Genomic DNA, 17,050 nt, shown 5'->3' on the forward strand with positions numbered 1-17,050 from the left:
GCCCCGCGTAATCCGACAACATGGTTGGCCGCCAATTTAATCAAACGCCCACGTGTACAACACGTCGAGCGCATTGTTCGTGCCCGTCTGGAATTGCAAGGTGATGCGGCGGTTCAGCTTATAACGCAGCTTGACCAGGCTCGTCGCAGTGCTCGTACCTTGCTCGAACGTCAGGTAGGCGCGCGAGGACAGGCGCTTGCCGACGGTGACGACCGTGCTTTCCAGCCCTTGCGCCTGCGACAGGCCCACTTCATCGAGCCCCAGCGAATTGGCCAGCTTGCCTTGCAGGCCGCCGCCGGAGCCGCCGAAGAGGGCGCCGGCCGCCGTCGTCAGGAGGGCCATTTCATCGCCGGCCGCCGTTTCCGCGCCGTGGCCGAGGATCAGCCAGGCCAGCTTGTCGCTGTCCGACACGCTTGGCGTGGACACCAGCTTGGCCGTCGGCGCCTGGGCCGTACCGCGCACTTCCACGCCCGCTTCCACGTTCGTTTCCGACAGCGCTTCGCCTTCGGGACGCTTGCGCACGGCCAGGATATTGAGCGACGGGTTGTCGTAGGCGCCCGTGAAGGCGATCAAGCCCCGTTCGATCGACAGCTTCTGCCCGTAGGCCGCGTACTGGCCGCTAGTGACCTTGATGCTGCCCGTCACGCGCGGCGCGGCGCGGTTGATGACTCTGGCGCGCACATTGCCGGCCAGGTCCGCGTCGATGCCCATGCCGCGCAGGTGGAAGGCATTGCCCAGGTCGAACTCGAGGTCGATATTCAGGGGCAGCGACGGCGCTTCCTTGCTGCCCTTGACTTCCTTGCCCAGCACCACCACGTCGCTGCTTTGCGTCGGCGTGTCTTGCGGCGCCAGTTCGATCAGCGCGCGGTTGGCCCTGAACTTGCCCTCGAAGCTGAAGCGTTTGTCGTTGCGCACCAGGGTGCTGTTGCCCGACAAGACCAGGGTACGGTCGGGGCGCGACAGCGCTTGCAGGCGGTCGGCCAGCAGTTTCAGTTCCAGGCTTGCCTCGCCATTCGCAAAGCGTACCCAGCCATCGGCCTGCACCTTGCCATCGCCGCCGTCAAAGCTCAGGCGCTGCAATTGCAGTTGATCGCCGGCCAGCTTCGCCTGCAGCACGCCATTGCGCAATTTCAAGCCCTGGTCGGCCCAGTTGACGAGCAGCTTGCTGCCGTTGATGTCGCCATTCAATTGCGGCGCGCCGATGGTACCGCTGCCGGACAGGGCCACCTTCAAGGCGCCGCCCAGTTCCAGGCCCGGCTGGCCCGTCAGCGGCGCCAGCCACGCCAGCGAATCGATATTGGTGGTGCCCGTCAGCGAGAGGGCGCTGTCGTTGCTGATGCGTCCGCCCAGCATTTGCACGGTGGCATTGATGTCGCTCTGGCCCGCGCGCGCGCCGTCGAGTTTCACGGCCAGGCGCAGCTGCTGGTTGGCCACGTCCACTCTCGCATCGAGCGTGCGCAAGCCCAGCGCCAGCGGCTGCTCCACGCCCACCGTCACGTCGCCTTTTTCGCGGTAGATGTGCAGCATGCCGGCCAAAGATGGATCCTTCTGTTTCGCCGTCGGCACTTGCATGTCGAGCGACCATTGCGCGCCCAGGGTCAGGTCGCTGCGCGCATTGGCTTGCAGCGCGGGAATCACTTGCGCCAGATAGGTCAGCGCCACGCCGGCCGCCTGGCCGGAACTGGTCCAGCGGGGGCCGTTCTTGACGAGGCTTTGCATGGTGATGCTGCCTGCCGGCAATTTGATGACGGTGTTGCCCACGCTGATCTGCTCGGGCTGGCCCAGGCCCGCCACGCCGCTGTTGGCAGGGCCCGCCACTTTCACGGGCACGGGCGCTTGCAGCACGAGCGCATAGCGGCCCTTGTTTTGCAGGCTGTCGATGGTGCCCGTCCAGCTGGCGCCGCTCTGGCTGCCGCGCACTTGCACGGTGGCGTCGAAATCGTCATTGCGCGCCGCCAGGCTCACCGTATGGCTGCCGCGCGTACCCGTCGTGCCCAGGCGGGCGCTGGCCAGCTTGAAGGTGGGCGTGCTGTAGCCCGTGATTTCCAGGCTGCTGACCATGGGGTCGAGCGCGCCCTGGCCGGCGCCCACGCTGGCGCTGCCTTTGACGGCTTTCAATTGCTGGTCGCCAAAGAAGGTCAGGTCCTTGCCGTCGAGCGTCAGCTGGGCTGCGGGCGCATCCATCTTGCCCGAGACGGAACCGGCCGCATGCAGCACGCCGCCAAAGCGCGGTCCCAGGGTCGACAGTTGCGGCGCATCGAGTTTCCACGTCAGCTTGTCTGTGGCGCCGCCCAGCGCGCCCTTGGCCAGCAGGCTGTTCGGCCCCAGGCGCAATTCCGTATCCACGCTGTCGATGCGTTTTGCATTGGCCGACAGCTTGGCGTAGCCGGCCAGCGGCGCATTTTGCAAGGTTGATTCGCGCAGGGCCAGGTTCAGGGCCACTTGCCAGTCGCTCGTCAGGCGGCCGCTGCCGTTGAAGTCCGCATTGACGTTACCATTGGGCAGCGATGCGCCAAACGCGGCCGGGTTGATCTTTTGCAGGGAACCCGTCATTTTCAATTCCGCTTGCTGCTTGGCTCCCGTCAAGCCCACTTCGCCGCTGGCGTGGATGGCGCTGTCGGGCGCAGGGCGCTTGCCGCTGGTCAGGCCCAGGCCCTTCGCATCGGCAACAAAGCTCGTGCGCGGCTGCTGCATGGTTCCCTGCACCACGCCGCTGGCCAGTACCGTGCCCAGCAAGTCGCCCTGCAAGGCGGAAAGTTGCCGCGCATCGACGTTCCAGTTGAGTTTTTCGCCGGCGCCGCCAAAGTTGCCCTTAGCCGTCACGTTGTTCTTTCCCAGCGCCAATTGCACGTCGATGCCGCTGAAGTGGGCCGCATCGGCCGTCAGCTTGCCCTTGCCCGACAGGGGCTGGTCGAGCAGCTTGCTGGGGCGCACGGTGAAGTCCGCATTCGCCAGCCACTTGGGCGCCACGTGACCATTCGCGCGCACGTCGAGGTTCAGGTCGGCCACGGGGAAGGCGCCGAAGTCGGCGGGATTGAGACGGCTGGTACTGGCCACGGCCTTGAATGGCTGCTCGTCCTTCAGGCTGATCTGGCCCGTCGCATTGACGCTGCTTTTGCCCGCTTGCAAGGTCGCCTTGCGCAGTTGCACCAAGGAGTCGGCCAAGGTCGCTTCCACGTCCAGGCGCAGCTTGGCTTCGCCGAGCTTGGCGCGCAGGGTCTGCGTCTTGCCGTCGCTGTCGAGCACGATGTCGCCGACGATTTTCGTGCTGTTGATGCTGCTGTAAATGTGCTGCAAGTCGATCTTGTCCGTGTGCAAGGTCAGCTGCGCATTGCCGATGGGCGCGTCGGCCGCGTCGCGGTTAAGCTTGCCGCCGCCCGTGAATTTGCCCGCGTTGCCGAAGTCGATGATGGCTGACTCGAGCGTCGTGGCCGTCAGGGTGCCGCCCAGGCGTGCCTCGAACTGGCGCAGCGGCAGCTTTTGCTGGTCGATGGGGCCCGGCGTGGCGTGGTTGAGGATGGCCAGCTTGCCCGACACGGTTTGCGCGTTGGGGCGCGTGTCGATGGTGGCATCGAGTTCCAGGCTCAGGTCCGCCTGCGGCAAGGTGGTGTCGAACTTGCCCGGATTGATGTTGCGGCCTTTGATGCTGGCCGAGCGCAGGATGATGACGGGATCGAACGGCGCCAGCGCCAGCCGGGCGTCGGCCGTGGCCGCGCCCGCGCTGCCCTTGGCCGTGACGTTCAGCACGTTCAAGTCGCCGCCCAGTTGCAAGGCGAGGGCAGCCGGTTTTTCGCCGGCGGCGGGGTTGAGCTGCGTCAAGCCGGCCTTGCCCGACAGTTTGAACGGCTGCGTGGCGGCTATCGTCGCGCTGGCCGTGGCCTGGCCGAACGGCGTCAGGGCTGAGGCGTCTTCCAGCTGCCATTGCGACTTGTCACCCGACAAGGTGAAATGGATTTTTTCAAACACCGTGTTGCCGCCCGGGCTGACCAGGGTCACCTTGTCCAGGCGCGCGTCGGCAATGCCGATCCTGAACGGCGCGGCCAGGCTGGTGGGCATGGTCGACGGTTCCTCGGACGGCGCCGTGCTTTCCACGGACAGGCTGGCCACGTGCAGTTCGCTGATGGCAATGCCTTCCGAGAAGAACTGGAACGGCGACCAGTTGATGTCGATATTGTCGGCCGTGATGTGCTGCGTCTTGCTGCGGTAGCTGACGTGGCCCAGGTGCATGCGGTTGTACAGCGAGCCGGACACGCCCGACACTTCGATGTCGCCGCCGCTGGCGCTGGCCACTTTTTGCACCAGCATCTGCAAGGTCGATTCGCGGCCCAGGAACCAGAAGGCGCCGCCCAGCAGCACCGCCAGGCTGGCGACGGCGATCAGTACGTAGCGCACCCAGCGGCGCGGTTTTTTCGCCGGCGGCGGAGGGACGGCGCCGGGCGATTCGGTAGTCATATCGGACATCAGAAAGTGAATCCCAGAGAGAAGTGCAAACGGTAGGCGTGGACGGCGTGGCCATATGCCACGTCGACATTGATGGGACCGACCGGGCTCTTGTAGCGCCCGCCCAGGCCGTAGCCCGATTTCGGCGTCATGGCCGCTTTCATGGTGTCGGCCGCGTTGCCGGCGTCATAGAAGGCGGCTATCGCCCACTTCGGCTTGAACCAGTACTGGTATTCGGCGCTGCCGGTGAGCATGTAGCGCCCGCCGACGGTAGCGTCGCCCTCTTTGACGCCCAGTTCCTGGTAGGCATAGCCGCGCACCGACTGGTCGCCGCCCGCGCGGAACAGGTAGACGGCCGGCACGCCGCGTTTTTCCTTCGAGCCGAGCGCGCCCATTTCGCCGCGCACGATCAGCTCGCCTTTTTCACCGAGCGGGCGGTAATACACGGCCTTGCCGGCCACGCGCACGAAGCGCTCGTCCGTCAGCACGGGCAGCAGGGCGCCGCCCACCTGGGCGTTGATGACATAGCCCTTGGTGGGGAACAGCAGGCTGTCGAGGCTGCGCTTGGTGATGGCATAGGTCAGCGGCAAGCTCTTGCTGCGCGTCTGTTCCAGCCCCACGACGGTCTTGTTTTCGCTGAGGAACTCGAACGTCAGGCTGCGCTCGAGGTTGGTGCCGCCCCAGTTGCGCTTGGCCGAGATGGTCGTCACAGCCGTGATTTCGTTGGAAATGTCGCTGCGCTCGAACGAGGCGCCCGCGCTGTCGTTGTAGCCGCGTTCGGTCGTTGGAAAGTAAAAATTGGCGTGCGCCGCCTGTTTCTTCGTTTCCATTGTGAGAGCGCTCTTGAAGCGCGTGCCCCACACGTTCAGGTTGTCATAGTTGAGCTGGGCGCGGTTACCCGTATTCGTACTGAAACCGAGACCGGCGCTGACGTTCTGCTGCTTGTTTTCCGTCACGCGCACGACCAGCGGCAACTGCGGCGCGGGGCCGCGGTTGGCGGGCTTGGCGTCGGGCGCGGCGCCGGCGGCATCGGCTTGCTGGCTTTCCTGGCCCGCCTCGATCTGCTCGCTGAGGATGCTGCTCATGTCGGCGCTCACTTCCACGCTGGCGAAGTAGCCCGTGTCCTGCAGGCGCGCCTGGAACGATTGCAGCGCCGATTCGCTGTAATAATCGCCGGGACGGATCTTGTCGAGGTTGCGGATGATGCTGGCATCGTAGCGCTTCAAGCCTTCGATGCGCAGCTCGCCGAAGCGCAGCTCGGGGCCGCTGTCGAGCACCACCAGCAGCGAGACCTTGTGCGTTTCCGGGTCGACCACGGCTTGCGTGTCGACCAGCTGGGCGCGCGGGTAGCGCGTCTGCACCACTTCGCGCAGCAGCGCGCGCTTGGCCGCTTCCCAGTCGGACTGGCGAAACACGCTGCCCGTCTTCAGGGCCCAGCTGCGCTTCAGCGCTTCCGTATCGTAGGGCTCGCTGGCGGCCAGTGGCGGCGTGGGGTCGAAGCCGCGCAATTCCAGCTCGACCTTGTCGATGGTCGCGGGCTGGCCCGGGTCGACGTCGACGATGACGACGGGCTTGGCGCCCGTCGTATCGACGCGCACCGTGACGACGGGCGTATAGTAGCCGGCCGTGGCGATGAGGTTTTTGGCTTCCTCGGGCGTGGCGCGCACGAGGCGGCGCAATTGCTCGCGGTCCATGCGCGGGTTGCCGCGGAAGCGTTCCAGGTCCAGGTTTTTTTCGAGCAGCTCATCGAGGTCGCCGGGCGCGTTGACCTTGACCTCGTACTGCAGCGGGGCAGGCGCCGCTTCCGTGGCGCTGGCGCTCTCTGGAGCAGCATCTTGCGTGGCCTCTTGTGCGGCAGCATGGGCGGCAGGAAACAGCAAGATGGCACCGCCGGCGGCCGCCAGTGTCAGTTGCCCCATTACTTTTGCCACTACTTGTGCCAAAATTCGTGGTCGTATCGCCTTGCCGGCAGCCGTATGCCGTATGGGTCGTGCAGAAAACATGGTGCTCCAGATAAGTAAATGCTGACTGCATGTTACCGGAATAGGTAAACTGATGGCGGACGAATAAGTATTTTTTGCGCAGGGAATCATGTTTTCCCGCGCACTCGGACAGAATAAAACTGAAAAGAAAGAAATTATGCTAGCAACGGACTCCGCACTGGTGCTCTTTAGCGGTGGACAAGATTCCACCACCTGCCTGGCCTGGGCCTTGAAACACTATAGCCGCGTGGAAACCATCGGCTTTGATTATGGCCAGCGCCACGCGATCGAACTGACCGTGCGTCCCGGCGTGCTGGAACAGATACGCCAGCAGTCGCCCGAATGGGACAGCCGCCTGGGCCAGGATCACATGATCGACCTGTCGCTCATTTCCGCCATTTCCGATACGGCCATGACGCAGAACGTCGAGATCGTCATGCAGGAAAACGGCTTGCCGAATACTTTTGTTCCTGGACGCAACTTGCTGTTCATGACCGTGGCCGCCACCGTGGCGTATCGCCGCGGCTTGACGGTGCTCGTGGGCGGCATGTGCGAGACGGATTTTTCCGGCTATCCGGATTGCCGCGACGACACGATGAAGGCACTGCAAGTGGCCTTGAACCTGGGCATGGACACGCGCTTGAAGCTGGAAACGCCGCTGATGTGGCTGGACAAGGCGCAAAGCTGGGACCTGGCGGAAGACCTGGGCGGCCAGCCGCTGGTCGACCTGATCCGCAGCGGCACGCATACCTGCTACCTGGGTGAGCGGGGTGAATTGCACGACTGGGGCTATGGCTGCGGCACTTGCCCCGCCTGTGCCCTGCGCGCGAATGGTTACCAGCAATATGCTGCGAGAAAAGCCCTGAAGTAACAGGTTGCGCCGTTTCTTCAAGCGGCGCGGCGGGGAGACCAGCCATGCTGTGGTTTTTGCCACAGGAGTGTCTTGCCATGAAATCCCTCTTTGCCGCGCTGTACGGCCCCGTGTTCTGGGCCGGCTTCATCGGCGCCGCCGCTTGCCTGATCGCGGTGTGCCACTATTCCCTGTGGGTCTTGCCACCCTTGCTTCTGCTGGCCCTGCTCACTTCCTTTCTTGCCGAGCGCTATGCGCCGTATGACGGCGCGTGGAACGATGGTCACGGCGACGGCTGGCGCGATACGCTGCATGCGCTCGTCAATGAAGCGCTGTACCTGCTGGGCCTGGCGGCTTTTCCCCTGCTGGCCGGGCATCTGGCGCTGGGGCCGTTCTGGCCGGGCCAACTGCCGTTCTGGGCGCAGCTGCTGCTGGCGATCCTGATTGCCGACTGCGGCATCACGCTCGTGCATTACCTGAGCCACCGTTATTATTTTCTGTGGAAACTGCATGCCGTGCACCACAGCGTGCAGCGCATGTACGGTTTTAATGGCTGGATGAAACATCCGCTGCATCTGCTGCTCGAAGCGGCGGGCGGCATGCTGCCCTTGCTGCTGCTGGGCATACCGGAGAAGGTCATGGCCGTGCTGGCGTTTGCCGTGGCGATCCAGCTGTTGCTGCAGCACGCGAATGTCGACATGCGCATGGGGCCGCTGCGCCACGTGTTCGCGTGGGCACCCTTGCACCGTTTTCACCACATGAAGTACGGCACGGCCGGCGACGTGAATTTCGGCCTGTTCTTTACGTGCTGGGACCGCCTGCTGGGCACGGCGTTCGACGCGCCCGGCTACCGCATGCGGGGCGAGGACCTGGGCATCGGCAGCCGTCCCGATTATCCCGTTGCTTATGGACCGCAGCTGCTGGAACCGTTCCGCGCGGAAGAGGGCGTGCGCGCGCCGGAGCTGCCGGCCGGTTTGCAGCAGGCGCTCAATCGTGCCGTCAATCGAGCAGCTTGACGTCGAGCTGGCGCAAGCTGCGGTCGGCGCGCACGCCGAACAGGCTGCGCATGGTGCGCGAAAAATGCGCGGCATCGGCAAAGCCGGCGCCGTGGGCCGCCTGTGTCAGGGTACTGCCGAGCAAGACGAAACGGATGGCCAGGCGCAGGCGGCGCCACAGCACCAGGCGCCGCACGGGCAAGCCCAGCTGGGCGCTGAACAGGCGCTCCAGCTGGCTTAGCGACAAATGCGCCGCCTCGGCCACTTCCGCCGCGCTGACCTTGCCGGACAATAGCGCATCGACCTTGTCCAGCGCCCGCAGCAAGCGGGGATCGGGCAAGCGCTCGCGCGGCTGCGCCTGCAGCGCGGCGGCCAGGCTGTCGAGACTGGGTACGCCGGCGCTGGCGGCCGCCGCCAGCAGGGCCGCGCCGCCCAGGCGCTGTGGTTCCGCATAGATGGTCAGCATGGGCGCCGGCGCGGCGATGATGGCGTGCGGGCGCAGGCTGTCGACCAGCAAGTGCCGCGCCGTGTGGATGATGCCGTCGAGCTCGGCCGTAAAGGGCGCTCCCGTGCTCAGCATCAGCTGGTGCGCATAATGGGCGTGACTGTCCGTGGCGCCCGCTGCGCCATGCAAGATGGCAAAGTCCGGCGCCAGCCAGAGTGTTCCCTGCCAGCTATCGTGCTGCAAACGCGGCTCCCTGATGATGGATTGCGGGGCGATCATACCAGTGTCGGGCGATGGTTTTCATGGCATCGAATTTTCCTGGAGTACACATCATTGCGTTCACGAAATATGTGCTCTTTTTAATACAATATTCAGCATTGCAAGGGCGCCCGCTGTAACGTACTATCATTCTCATCGACTACCGATGGTAGTTGTACAGCCCGCTGCCAGCTATGTTGCTGGCCGTGAAATGGTTTGATGTCCGTCCTGTCAGCCTGTCATGTCTACACGCGCGTCTTCGTCGTGGTTTGCCAAGCCAGTGTCGCACTGGGTGGGACCGCGCGCGTTGGCCGCGCTGGTGCTGGCGCTGTGCCTGGGGCTGACGTACGGCGCCTGGCGCAATGCCCATGATGCCAGCGAACAGCAGGTGCAGGCCGATTTCGATTTCCGCGTGCGCGAACTGGTGGGCAACATCGCCGGCCGCATGCAGACCTATATCCAGGTGCTGCACGGGGTGCAGGGACTGTATGCCAGTTCGCAGGAAGTCACGCGCCGCGAATTCCATGCCTATCTGTCGGTGCAGCAGGTGGACCGTCACTTTCCCGGCATCCACGGCATCGGCTTCCTGCCGCTGTTGCCCGGCGCCGCCCTGGCGCGGCACGAGGCCAGCGTGCGCGCGGAAGGCTATCCCGGCTATGCCGTGCGTCCGCACGGCCAGCGCGCCTGGCATGCGCCCATCACCTATCTGGAACCTTTAAGCGACAGCAACCTGCTGGCCTTCGGCTATGACCTCTGGTCCGAACCCGTGCGCCGCGCCGCGCTCGAGCAGGCGCGCGATACGGGGCGGGCCGCCATGACGGGCAAGATTCACCTGGTGCAAGATAGCGGCAGCGCGCAGGCGCATGGCTTCCTCGTCGTGCTGCCCGTGTATGACAACGGCATGCTGCATGCGAGCGTGGAACAGCGGCGCGCCGCCTTGCGCGCCTGGGTGTTTGCGCCGTTCCGCATGGGCGACCTGATGGCGGGCGTGGGCGGCGAGGCGGCGCGCCAGCTGGACCTGGAAATCTATGACGGCGCGCAACTGGCCGAGGCGACCCTGATGTACGACAGCTTGCCGGGCGGCTTTTCCTCTGCCGCGTCGGACAGCCTCGTGTCGCGGCAAGTCATCACCATCGCCGGCCGCCCCTGGACCTTGCGCGTGCGCGCCATGCCGGGCTTCGATGGCGAGCTGCTGGCGCGGCCCCGTCTGGTGGCCTGGACCGGTTTGCTGGCCAGCATCGTGCTGGCGCTGGCGGCCTGGCTGCTGGCGGCGGGCCGTGCCCGCGCCCAGGCGGCGCTGGCGCGCTCGAGCGAGCTGACCGGCCAGCTGGAGCAGGGGCAGGCGAGCGTGCTGGCGATGGCCGAGGCGGCGCAGCGCAGCCAGGCCATGCTGCGCAGCATCCTCGATTCGACCATCGACGGCATTCTGGTCGACAATATCAACGGCCGCATCTTCACGTCGAACCGGCGTTTCCGCGACCTGTGGCAAGTGCCCGACGCGCTCGACTGGCAAGCCGATGGCACGGCGCTCGTGCGCCATGTGGAAAGCCAGCTCGAGCAGGCGGCGCCTTTCCTCGGGGCACGTGCCCACGCGCCGCACGGCCACCGCGAGCGGCGCGACGTGCTGCACCTGCGCGATGGACGGGTGGTCGAGCAATACGTGCGCAGCATGCAGCTGGGCAATGAGCAGGCGCGTTTGTGGACCTTCCGCGATATCAGCGAGCGCAGCCAGATGGAACGGCGCGAGCATACGCGGCGGCAAGTGCTGGAAATGCTGGCCACGGGCGCGCCGCTGGAACGGGTGCTGGAAAGCGTGGTGCTGAGCGTGCAAGCCGACCATCCCGCCATGCTGTGCAGCATCTTGCTGCTCGACGAAAGCCGCCACCGCCTGGTGCTGGGTGCGGCGCCGAGCCTGCCCGCGTTTTTCAACCTGTCCAGCCATGGCCACGACCTCGACACCCTGCAGGGCGTGCATGGGATCGCCGCGCAAGCCGTGCGCGACGGCCAGCGCGTGATCGTCGGCGACCTGCATGCCGCTGCGCAGGAAACGATGGAACTGGCGTGCCGTGCCCAGCTGCAGTCGTGCTGGGCCGAGCCCGTGCGTGGCGGCTCGGGCAAGCTGCTCGGCGTGCTGATGGCGTATCACCGCCAGCCGACCTTGCCGGGTGCCGCGCATCTGGCGCGGCTGAGCGAGGCGGCCAACCTGGCCGGCATGGCCATCGAGCAGGCGCAGGTGGCGCTGGCCCTGCGCGCCGGCGAAGCGCGTTTCCGCAGCCTGTACGACCATGCGCCCGTGGCCTTGTGGGAACAGGACTGGTCGGCCGTGCGCGCCGCGCTCGATGCTCTCGAGCAAGCGGGCGTGCGCGACCTGGGCGCCCACTTCCAGGCCAATCCGGACGCGCTGCGGCGGCTGGCGGGGCTGGTGCGCATCATCGATGCGAACGGCGCCGCGCTGGCGCAAGTGCGCGCCAACGAGGACGACCAGCGCCGCGGGGCGCTGGGCCTGGCACAGAATTTCGACGACAGCGCCTTGCCCCGTTTCGGCGATGCGCTGCTGGCGCTGGCTGGCGGCGCTCACCTGTACGAGTGCGAGAGCAGCTTCGTGCGTCTCGATGGCGCGGCGCGGCAAAATGAATTGAGCTTGCTGGTGATGCCTGGCCATGCGGACAGCCTCGATTTCGTCATGGTGTCTTCGCTCGACATCACCGAGCGCAAGCGCATGAACGCGGAACTGCTGCAGCTGGCCACCACGGATTTCCTGACCGGCTTGCCGAACCGGCGCCACTTCATGGCGTCGCTGGAAAACGAGCATGCCCGCTTGCAGCGCGAGCTGGCCAGCTGCGCCAGCGTGCTGATGCTCGACATCGATCACTTCAAGCGCGTCAACGACGAGTATGGTCATGCCGTGGGCGACGCCGTGCTGCGCCACCTGGGCGCGCTGATGTGCCAGGCGCTGCGCAAGGTCGACGTGCCGGGCCGCGTGGGCGGCGAGGAATTTGCCATCTTGTTGCCGGGCACGGATCTGAGCGCCGCCGCCGTGTTTGCCGAACGGCTGCGCCGGCGCGTGGCGGAAAGCTCGCTGACCATCGATGGCGGCACGGTGATCACCATCACGGTGAGCATCGGCATGGCCGCCATGGCCGGTACCGATGCCGATTGCGACGCCGTGCTGGCGCGCGCCGACGAGGCGCTGTACCGGGCCAAGCGGGGCGGGCGCAACCGCATCGAACAGAATGATGGCGGCGGCGACGGCGTGCTCAGCAAATTCATGGCGCAATGATTACAGGCTGTGCTGACGCGCTTGCGTCTGCTTGCGGTTGCGGCTGACGATCAGCCAGACGATGGCCACGGGTATCAGCAGCGGCAGCAGCACTGGCGTGCTCAGCGCGAGCGCCAGCACGACACACAGCGCCACGGCGGCGATCAGCACCACGCCCACGCCGGCCAGCACCACGCCCGTGACGACGGCGGCGCACACCACCGCAATGGCGGCGATCAGCAAGCCGCCGCCGGCAAACACGAGGCCGAATAGCCACTCAAGCGGACCGTCGATATCGTCGCCGTTGAACTGCATGTGCATGTCGCTGCCGCCGATCTTGTCGAGGAACAGGCAGGCGAGCATGACGATGAGGACGAAGGTGAGCAGTTTTTTCATGGTGAACCTCGCAGTGTGGGTGATGGGGTGTTGCATGGTCACACTGTAGGGGCGCGCCCGGCTTGCCGCCAGCGGCGTGCGACAGGCCGTCATTTTCACGGTATGGAAGGCGCTGGAGGCCAGAAAACGCTGATCTGGAACAAGATTTCTTTTCTTGTAATGTACGCAAGCCGTCCTATACTGAATACCTCACTCTCGCAAGGAGGGCAACATGCTTTTGTTTGCAGATACCGGGGATCAATCGCTATCCCCCCCTGACCATCGAATCACGCGCCAGCGTAGCGCCACGCAGTCCTGCGCCGAGCCCGTCGGCGCGCCATCGGCGATACCGCCGATCATCATCAATCCCTTTAATTACCATGCGCCGCTGCCGGCCATCGACCCGCGCTGGGTGCCGCCGGGCCCGCCGCTGACCTGGCCCAACCGGCCTGCCATGTCCATGTGCTGACAGTCGCGTGGGAAGATGCCGGACGGAAGTGTTGAACGTTCACCCGTGCCGCCGGGAACGCGGCACGGGCGGGCGTTTTCGACTATCATGCTAGCCCCGACCTTCCATCACGAGCACCGCCATGAGTACCGATTTCCCCGACTTTTCCGACGAAGCAGCCGAGCAGGACAATGACGCCCCGATCCAGGAGCCGCGCCTGTGGGTAGGCAATGGCTGGACGGCGAGAGTGATCAAGAACGAGGAAGACGAAGGCTGGGCCGTGGCCATGATCAAGGATGGCGAACCGGAGCCGGCGCTGGTGGGCCCGTGGACCATGGGCCGCGACAAGAAAAACCCGAAGCCGCTCGACGTCAACGCCTTCAATACCCTGGTCAAGACGGCGTCGGAAGTGCTGCGCCGCCATGAGCAGCAGCTGCATGCGCAATTGCACAAGAACCTGTTCGTCGCCACCGACGAGGGGCAAGTCAAGGTGATGTTCGACATCGTCCCCGACGAAGACCACCCGTACGCGGAACTGAGCGCCTACGACGCCGACGGCGAGCAGATCGCCAAGGTGCGCACCTCGGCTGCGTTCAAGTTCAACGCCACGTCAGCGGCGAACTGGATCGAGGGCGGCTACCGCCGGCCGTAATCCAATGCCACCACCGGCGTCAACAATGTGTCGGATTACGCGCTTGCGCGCTAATCCGGCCTACCTCTTGCAACATACGCCAGCCGGTACAGCAGCGGCAGGGCGTAGGTCGGATTAGGCCTGAAAGGCCGTAATCCGACGCCACCAGCGCCAACAATGTGTCGGATTACGCGTGCCCTTCGGCCACGCTAATCCGACCTACCTCCTCTTCTTTCCTGCGATACGCGAGCCGGTACAACAGCGGCAGCACCAGCAAGGTCAAGGCCGTCGACGATAAAATGCCGCCGATCACCACGGTGGCCAGCGGACGCTGCACTTCGGCGCCCGTGCCCGTGGCGATCGCCATCGGCACGAAACCGAGCGACGCCACCAGCGCTGTCATCAAGACGGGCCGCAAGCGGGTGATCGCCCCTTCCCGTATGGCATCGTGCAAGGGCATGCCCTGTTCGCGCAACTGGCGGATGTAGGCGATCATCACGAGGCCGTTCAGCACGGCCACGCCGGACAGGGCGATGAAGCCGACAGCGGCCGAGATCGACATAGGGATGTCACGCAGCCACAGGGCGACGATGCCGCCTGTCAAGGCGAACGGGATGCCGCTGAACACCAGCAAGCCATCCTTCACATTGCCGAACATGGCGAACAGCAAGACGAAGACGAGGGCCAGCGCCACCGGCACCACCAGCTCCAGGCGTTTCGTGGCCGACTGCAGCTGCTCGAACTGGCCGCCCCAGCTGGTCCAGTAGCCGGCGGGAATGGCCACTTGCGCTTGCAATTGCTGCGTGGCGTCGGCGACAAACGAGCCGATATCGCGCCCGCGCACGTTGGCGCTGATGACGATGCGGCGCTTGCCGTCTTCGCGGCTGATCTGGTTCGGTCCCGGCGCTACTTGCAGGCTGGCTACTTCACCGAGCGGAATGAAGCGGGCACGGCCTTCCGCCGCCGCGCCCAGGGGCAGGGCGATGGGCAAGCGTTTCAGCTGCTCCAGGTCGCTGCGCAGGCTGTCGGGCAGGCGTACGACGATGTCGAAGCGGCGGTCGCCCTGGAACAGGGTGCCGGCCTCTTGCCCGCCGATGGCCGTGGCGATCGCCGCTTGCACGTCGGCAATGTTGAGACCGTAGCGGGCCGTCTGCTCGCGGTCGATCTGCACCGTCAGCATCGGTAACCCCGTCGTCTGCTCGACCTTCACTTCCGTCGCACCGGGAATCTTGCCCAGTACGCCGGCGATCTTCGCGGCCGTACCGTCGAGGACAAGCATGTCGTCGCCGAACAGTTTGACGGCCACGTCGCTGCGCACGCCGGAAATCAGCTCATTGAAGCGCAGCTGGATCGGCTGTGAAAACTCGTAGTTATTGCCCGGTAAACTGGTGGCCGTCGCTTCGATTTCCGCCAGCAATTGCTCGCGCGATTTTCCCGGTTCCGGCCATTCGTCGCGGGGCTTGAGCATGATGTAGCCGTCGGAAATATTCGGCGGCATGGGGTCGGACGCGATCTCGGCCGTCCCCGTGCGGGCGAACACGCGCGCGATTTCCTTGTGGTTTGCCATGAGCTTGTTTTCCAGCTGCTGCTGCATGGCCAGCGATTGCGTCAAGCTGGTGCCGGGGATGCGCAGGGCCTGGATGGCGATGTCGCCCTCGTTCAGGCTGGGCACGAATTCGCTGCCCATGCGCGTGGCCAGCAAGCCCGACAGCACGACGGCCACGGCCGCGCCCGTCAGCACGACGGGCGTGTTGCGCATCACCTTGTCCAGCAGCGGCGCATACCAGCGCTTGGCGGCGCGCATGATGGCGTTTTCCTTTTCCTCCACCTTGTCGCCGATGAACAGCGCCACGGCGGCCGGAATGAAGGTGATCGACAGCAGCATGGCGCCCAGCAGGGCGATGACGACCGTCAGCGCCATCGGCGTAAACATGCGGCCTTCCACGCCCGTGAGCGCGAAGATGGGCAGGTACACGACCATGATGATCAGCTGGCCGTACAGCAGGGGCCGGCGGGCCTCTTGCGATGCGGCAAACACTTCCTGAAAACGTTCCTGCAAGGTGAGCGGCCGTCCCAGTTTCTGCTGCGCGTGGGCCAGGCGGCGCACGCAGTTTTCCACGATCACGACGGCGCCATCGATGATGATGCCGAAATCGAGCGCCCCCAAACTCATCAGGTTGGCGCTTACATGGTATTGCACCATGCCCGTAAACGTGAACAGCATGGCCAGCGGAATCACCATGGCCGTGATGATGGCCGCGCGGATATTGCCGAGGAAAAGGAACAGGATGGCGATCACCAACACCGCGCCTTCGAGCAGGTTTTTCTTCACCGTATTGATGGCCTTGTCGACGAGCACCGTGCGGTCATACACGGTGACGGCGTGCACGCCTTTGGGCAGGCTGCGGTTGATCTCCACCATCTTCTTGTCGACGGCTTGCGAGACGGCGCGGCTGTTCTGCCCGATCAGCATGAAGACGGTGCCGAGCACCACTTCGCGGCCGTTTTCCGTGGCCGCGCCCGTGCGCAGCTCGCGCCCCAGCACCACGTCGGCCACGTCGCGGATGCGGATCGCCACGCCTTGCACATTGGCGACGACGATGTTGCCGATGTCGCTTTTGGATGCCACCTGGCCCGGCGCGCGTATCAGCAGCTGCTCGCCCTGTTTTTCGATATACCCGGCGCCCACGTTGCTGTTGTTGCGCTCGAGCGCCGTCACCACGTCTTGCAGGCTGATGCCGTAGGCGGCCAGTTTTTCAGGGTAGGGCGCCACCTGGTATTGCTTGGCGTAGCCGCCGATGGCATTGATTTCCGTCACGCCCGTGACGTTGCGCAACTGCGGCTTGATGATCCAGTCCTGGATTTCGCGCAAGTCCGTCGGCGTGTACGGCGTGCCGTCCGGCTTTTTCGCGCCGTCCTGCGTTTCCACCGTCCACAGGTAGATTTCGCCGAGGCCCGTGGAGACGGGGCCCATCTTGGGCGTGATGCCGGACGGCAGGCTTTCCCTGGCTTCCTGCAAGCGCTCGTTGATCATCTGGCGGGCAAAATAAATGTCCGTGCCATCCTTGAAGATCACGGTCACTTGCGACAGGCCATAGCGTGACAGCGAGCGCGTCTGTTCCAGATTCGGCAAGCCGGCCATGGCCGTCTCGATGGGGAAGGTCACGCGCTGCTCGGTTTCCAGCGGCGAATAGCCGGCGGACTGGGTATTGATTTGCACCTGCACATTGGTGATGTCGGGCACGGCGTCGATGGGCAGCTTTTGATAGCTGTAGATGCCGAGGCCAGCCATGGCGGCGACGGCCAGCATCACCAGCCAGCGCTGGTCGATGGCGAAGCGGATCAAGCGTTCAAACATGATGGTTTC

The 17,050-nt window shown here is 65.1% G+C and carries 10 protein-coding genes; 5 read left to right on the plus strand and 5 right to left on the minus strand.

The features are described from left to right. Positions 1–36: 36 nt before the first annotated feature. Together AC54AG_RS22570 and AC54AG_RS22575 are read right to left on the minus strand one after the other, a co-directional pair. Entirely contained in the window at positions 37–4,461 is a 4,425-nt protein-coding gene (locus tag AC54AG_RS22570) for a translocation/assembly module TamB domain-containing protein (protein ID WP_496631623.1), read from the minus strand. Further along, a complete protein-coding gene (locus AC54AG_RS22575) occupies positions 4,461–6,359 on the minus strand; it encodes an autotransporter assembly complex protein TamA (RefSeq protein ID WP_496631624.1) in 1,899 nt (632 codons plus the stop codon). Before AC54AG_RS22575 ends, AC54AG_RS22570 begins: the two co-directional genes overlap by 1 nt. Before the next feature lie 220 nt (positions 6,360–6,579). On the opposite strand from AC54AG_RS22575, the gene queC reads away from it, so the two are divergent. Both queC and AC54AG_RS22585 read left to right on the plus strand, forming a co-directional pair. Beyond that, the gene (queC, locus tag AC54AG_RS22580; protein WP_034753467.1) at positions 6,580–7,293 is read left to right on the plus strand and encodes a 7-cyano-7-deazaguanine synthase QueC; all 714 of its coding nucleotides are present in this window, start codon (positions 6,580–6,582) and stop codon (positions 7,291–7,293) included. A gap of 77 nt (positions 7,294–7,370) precedes the next feature. Beyond that, a complete protein-coding gene (locus tag AC54AG_RS22585; RefSeq protein ID WP_496631625.1) occupies positions 7,371–8,288 on the plus strand; it encodes a sterol desaturase family protein in 918 nt (305 codons plus the stop codon). On the opposite strand, the gene AC54AG_RS22590 is transcribed toward AC54AG_RS22585, so the two are convergent. After that, positions 8,272–8,991: a helix-turn-helix domain-containing protein gene (locus tag AC54AG_RS22590; RefSeq protein ID WP_496631626.1), complete on the minus strand. Its 720-nt coding sequence runs from the start codon at positions 8,989–8,991 to the stop codon at positions 8,272–8,274. The two genes, AC54AG_RS22585 and AC54AG_RS22590, sit on opposite strands and share 17 nt — an antisense overlap. A 220-nt stretch (positions 8,992–9,211) precedes the next feature. On the opposite strand from AC54AG_RS22590, the gene AC54AG_RS22595 reads away from it, so the two are divergent. Continuing rightward, positions 9,212–12,250 (plus strand): sensor domain-containing diguanylate cyclase, encoded by a 3,039-nt coding sequence (locus AC54AG_RS22595; RefSeq protein WP_496631627.1) that lies wholly within the window; start codon positions 9,212–9,214, stop codon positions 12,248–12,250. On the opposite strand, the gene AC54AG_RS22600 is transcribed toward AC54AG_RS22595, so the two are convergent. Next, positions 12,251–12,625, minus strand: a complete 375-nt coding sequence (locus AC54AG_RS22600) for a hypothetical protein (RefSeq protein WP_496631628.1) — start codon at positions 12,623–12,625, stop codon at positions 12,251–12,253. Between the two features lie 211 nt (positions 12,626–12,836). Between AC54AG_RS22600 and AC54AG_RS22605 the strand changes: the two genes are divergently transcribed. Together AC54AG_RS22605 and AC54AG_RS22610 are read left to right on the plus strand one after the other, a co-directional pair. Beyond that, the gene (locus AC54AG_RS22605; protein WP_072457088.1) at positions 12,837–13,073 is read left to right on the plus strand and encodes a hypothetical protein; all 237 of its coding nucleotides are present in this window, start codon (positions 12,837–12,839) and stop codon (positions 13,071–13,073) included. 121 nt (positions 13,074–13,194) lie between these two features. Further along, complete coding sequence (locus tag AC54AG_RS22610; protein ID WP_034753470.1) at positions 13,195–13,704, plus strand: hypothetical protein; 510 nt, start codon at positions 13,195–13,197, stop codon at positions 13,702–13,704. A 166-nt stretch (positions 13,705–13,870) separates the two neighbouring features. Here AC54AG_RS22610 and AC54AG_RS22615 read toward each other — a convergent pair whose 3' ends face one another. After that, positions 13,871–17,041, minus strand: coding sequence for an efflux RND transporter permease subunit (locus tag AC54AG_RS22615; protein ID WP_496631629.1), 3,171 nt, complete (start codon positions 17,039–17,041; stop codon positions 13,871–13,873). Between the last annotated feature and the right edge of the window lie 9 nt (positions 17,042–17,050).

The sequence above is a fragment of the Janthinobacterium sp. BCJ23 genome (genome assembly GCF_059617945.1).